Here is a 5,022-nt window from a genome sequence, read left to right on the forward strand (position 1 = left end):
GTTCCGCTCTCGTGGTGTTGAACCGGATTACCGGTAAACATTCACGGAGAGTTTGATCCTGGCTCAGGACGAACGCTGGCGGCGTGCTTAACACATGCAAGTCGAACGATGAAGCCGCTTCGGTGGTGGATTAGTGGCGAACGGGTGAGTAACACGTGGGCAATCTGCCCTTCACTCTGGGACAAGCCCTGGAAACGGGGTCTAATACCGGATATGACACAGGACCGCATGGTCTCTGTGTGGAAAGCTCCGGCGGTGAAGGATGAGCCCGCGGCCTATCAGCTTGTTGGTGGGGTGATGGCCTACCAAGGCGACGACGGGTAGCCGGCCTGAGAGGGCGACCGGCCACACTGGGACTGAGACACGGCCCAGACTCCTACGGGAGGCAGCAGTGGGGAATATTGCACAATGGGCGAAAGCCTGATGCAGCGACGCCGCGTGAGGGATGACGGCCTTCGGGTTGTAAACCTCTTTCAGCAGGGAAGAAGCGAAAGTGACGGTACCTGCAGAAGAAGCGCCGGCTAACTACGTGCCAGCAGCCGCGGTAATACGTAGGGCGCAAGCGTTGTCCGGAATTATTGGGCGTAAAGAGCTCGTAGGCGGCTTGTCGCGTCGGTTGTGAAAGCCCGGGGCTTAACCCCGGGTCTGCAGTCGATACGGGCAGGCTAGAGTTCGGTAGGGGAGATCGGAATTCCTGGTGTAGCGGTGAAATGCGCAGATATCAGGAGGAACACCGGTGGCGAAGGCGGATCTCTGGGCCGATACTGACGCTGAGGAGCGAAAGCGTGGGGAGCGAACAGGATTAGATACCCTGGTAGTCCACGCCGTAAACGGTGGGCACTAGGTGTGGGCGACATTCCACGTCGTCCGTGCCGCAGCTAACGCATTAAGTGCCCCGCCTGGGGAGTACGGCCGCAAGGCTAAAACTCAAAGGAATTGACGGGGGCCCGCACAAGCGGCGGAGCATGTGGCTTAATTCGACGCAACGCGAAGAACCTTACCAAGGCTTGACATACACCGGAAACGTCCAGAGATGGGCGCCCCCTTGTGGTCGGTGTACAGGTGGTGCATGGCTGTCGTCAGCTCGTGTCGTGAGATGTTGGGTTAAGTCCCGCAACGAGCGCAACCCTTGTCCCGTGTTGCCAGCAGGCCCTTGTGGTGCTGGGGACTCACGGGAGACCGCCGGGGTCAACTCGGAGGAAGGTGGGGACGACGTCAAGTCATCATGCCCCTTATGTCTTGGGCTGCACACGTGCTACAATGGCCGGTACAATGAGCTGCGATACCGCGAGGTGGAGCGAATCTCAAAAAGCCGGTCTCAGTTCGGATTGGGGTCTGCAACTCGACCCCATGAAGTCGGAGTCGCTAGTAATCGCAGATCAGCATTGCTGCGGTGAATACGTTCCCGGGCCTTGTACACACCGCCCGTCACGTCACGAAAGTCGGTAACACCCGAAGCCGGTGGCCCAACCCCTTGTGGGAGGGAGCTGTCGAAGGTGGGACTGGCGATTGGGACGAAGTCGTAACAAGGTAGCCGTACCGGAAGGTGCGGCTGGATCACCTCCTTTCTAAGGAGCACTTCTAGGCTGCCTCGGCAGTCCAGAGGCCAGAACATCAGCGAATGTCTGATGCTGGTTGCTCATGGGTGGAACGTTGACTACTCGGCACGGTCAGGATGAGGACTGCTAGTACTGCTTCGGCGTGGAACGCAGATCGTCAACTGAACGTGTTGGGCACGCTGTTGGGTGTCTGAAGGCACGGCCGTATGGCTGGCTGTCTTCGGTGCCGACCCCAGTGCACTCGGAACGCTGGTTCCGGGGTGATGGGTGGTTGGTCGTTGTTTGAGAACTGCACAGTGGACGCGAGCATCTGTGGCCAAGTTTTTAAGGGCGCACGGTGGATGCCTTGGCACCAGGAACCGATGAAGGACGTGGGAGGCCACGATAGTCCCCGGGGAGTCGTCAACCAGGCTTTGATCCGGGGGTTTCCGAATGGGGAAACCCGGCAGTCGTCATGGGCTGTCACCCGCTGCTGAACACATAGGCAGTGTGGAGGGAACGAGGGGAAGTGAAACATCTCAGTACCCTCAGGAAGAGAAAACAACCGTGATTCCGGGAGTAGTGGCGAGCGAAACCGGATGAGGCCAAACCGTATGCGTGTGAGACCCGGCAGGGGTTGCGCATGCGGGGTTGTGGGATCTCTCTTTCACAGTCTGCCGGCTGTGAGGCGAGTCAGAAACCGTTGATGTAGGCGAAGGACATGCGAAAGGTCCGGCGTAGAGGGTAAGACCCCCGTAGTCGAAACGTCAGCGGCTCGTTTGAGAGACACCCAAGTAGCACGGGGCCCGAGAAATCCCGTGTGAATCTGGCGGGACCACCCGCTAAGCCTAAATATTCCCTGGTGACCGATAGCGGATAGTACCGTGAGGGAATGGTGAAAAGTACCGCGGGAGCGGAGTGAAATAGTACCTGAAACCGTGTGCCTACAAGCCGTGGGAGCGTCGCTGGCGGAACTTGTTCTGTCAGTCGTGACTGCGTGCCTTTTGAAGAATGAGCCTGCGAGTTAGCGGTGTGTAGCGAGGTTAACCCGTGTGGGGAAGCCGTAGCGAAAGCGAGTCCGAACAGGGCGTTTGAGTTGCACGCTCTAGACCCGAAGCGGAGTGATCTAGCCATGGGCAGGTTGAAGCGGCTGTAAGAGGTCGTGGAGGACCGAACCCACCAGGGTTGAAAACCTGGGGGATGACCTGTGGTTAGGGGTGAAAGGCCAATCAAACTCCGTGATAGCTGGTTCTCCCCGAAATGCATTTAGGTGCAGCGTCGTGTGTTTCTTGCCGGAGGTAGAGCACTGGATAGGCGATGGGCCCTACCGGGTTACTGACCTTAGCCAAACTCCGAATGCCGGTAAGTGAGAGCGCGGCAGTGAGACTGTGGGGGATAAGCTCCATGGTCGAGAGGGAAACAGCCCAGAGCATCGACTAAGGCCCCTAAGCGTACGCTAAGTGGGAAAGGATGTGGAGTCGCAGAGACAACCAGGAGGTTGGCTTAGAAGCAGCCACCCTTGAAAGAGTGCGTAATAGCTCACTGGTCAAGTGATTCCGCGCCGACAATGTAGCGGGGCTCAAGCGTACCGCCGAAGTCGTGTCAATCAGACATGAGGGCCAACGCCCGTCTGGTTGGGTAGGGGAGCGTCGTGTGCCGGGTGAAGCAGCCGCGGAAGCGAGTTGTGGACGGTTCACGAGTGAGAATGCAGGCATGAGTAGCGATACACACGTGAGAAACGTGTGCGCCGATTGACTAAGGGTTCCTGGGTCAAGCTGATCTGCCCAGGGTAAGTCGGGACCTAAGGCGAGGCCGACAGGCGTAGTCGATGGACAACCGGTTGATATTCCGGTACCCGCTTTGAAGCGCCCAACATCGAGCCCATTAATGCTAAGGCCGTGAAGCCGCCCGTCTTCAGCTTTGCTGTTGACGGGAGTGGTGGAGCCGCTGACCCAAGGTGGTAGTAGGTGAGTGATGGGGTGACGCAGGAAGGTAGTCCAGCCCGGGCGGTGGTTGTCCCGGGGTAAGGGTGTAGGCCGTGTGATAGGCAAATCCGTCACACATTGAGGCTGAGACCTGATGCCGAGCCGATTGTGGTGAAGTGGATGATCCTATGCTGTCGAGAAAAGCCTCTAGCGAGTTTCATGGCGGCCCGTACCCTAAACCGACTCAGGTGGTCAGGTAGAGAATACCGAGGCGTTCGGGTGAACTATGGTTAAGGAACTCGGCAAAATGCCCCCGTAACTTCGGGAGAAGGGGGGCCATTCCTGGTGATGATCTTTACGGTCTGAGCTGGGGGTGGCCGCAGAGACCAGCGAGAAGCGACTGTTTACTAAAAACACAGGTCCGTGCGAAGCCGTAAGGCGATGTATACGGACTGACGCCTGCCCGGTGCTGGAACGTTAAGGGGACCGGTTAGTGCGCTTTCGGGCGTGCGAAGCTGAGAACTTAAGCGCCAGTAAACGGCGGTGGTAACTATAACCATCCTAAGGTAGCGAAATTCCTTGTCGGGTAAGTTCCGACCTGCACGAATGGCGTAACGACTTCTCGACTGTCTCAACCATAGGCCCGGTGAAATTGCACTACGAGTAAAGATGCTCGTTTCGCGCAGCAGGACGGAAAGACCCCGGGACCTTTACTACAGTTTGATATTGGTGTTCGGTTCGGCTTGTGTAGGATAGGTGGGAGACTTTGAAGCGGCCACGCCAGTGGTTGTGGAGTCGTCGTTGAAATACCACTCTGGTCGTGCTGGATGTCTAACCTGGGTCCGTGATCCGGATCAGGGACAGTGTCTGATGGGTAGTTTAACTGGGGCGGTTGCCTCCCAAAGGGTAACGGAGGCGCCCAAAGGTTCCCTCAGCCTGGTTGGCAATCAGGTGTTGAGTGTAAGTGCACAAGGGAGCTTGACTGTGAGACCGACGGGTCGAGCAGGGACGAAAGTCGGGACTAGTGATCCGGCGGTGGCTTGTGGAAGCGCCGTCGCTCAACGGATAAAAGGTACCCCGGGGATAACAGGCTGATCTTCCCCAAGAGTCCATATCGACGGGATGGTTTGGCACCTCGATGTCGGCTCGTCGCATCCTGGGGCTGGAGTCGGTCCCAAGGGTTGGGCTGTTCGCCCATTAAAGCGGTACGCGAGCTGGGTTTAGAACGTCGTGAGACAGTTCGGTCCCTATCCGCTGTGCGCGTAGGAGTCTTGAGAAGGGCTGTCCCTAGTACGAGAGGACCGGGACGGACGAACCTCTGGTGTGCCAGTTGTCCTGCCAAGGGCATGGCTGGTTGGCTACGTTCGGAAAGGATAACCGCTGAAAGCATCTAAGCGGGAAGCCTGCTTCGAGATGAGGACTCCCACCCCCTTTGAGGGGTTAAGGCTCCCAGTAGACGACTGGGTTGATAGGCCGGATGTGGAAGCACCGTAAGGTGTGGAGCTGACCGGTACTAATAGGCCGAGGGCTTGTCCTCAGTTGCTCGCGTCCACTGTGTT

General features: G+C 57.9%; 2 rRNA genes. Both read left to right on the forward strand.

Going from position 1 to position 5,022, the window contains the following annotated elements:
* Positions 1-40 precede the first annotated feature (40 nt).
* Positions 41-1,568, forward strand: a 16S ribosomal RNA gene (locus tag QIT00_RS38490).
* Positions 1,569-1,873: 305 nt separating this feature from the next.
* A 23S ribosomal RNA gene (locus QIT00_RS38495) occupies positions 1,874-5,000 on the forward strand.
* Together the 16S and 23S rRNA genes form the textbook arrangement of a ribosomal RNA operon.
* Positions 5,001-5,022 lie beyond the last annotated feature (22 nt).

Origin of the sequence: Streptomyces luteolus (assembly GCF_029968015.1) — a bacterium.
In the GTDB taxonomy this organism is placed as follows: domain Bacteria; phylum Actinomycetota; class Actinomycetes; order Streptomycetales; family Streptomycetaceae; genus Streptomyces; species Streptomyces luteolus.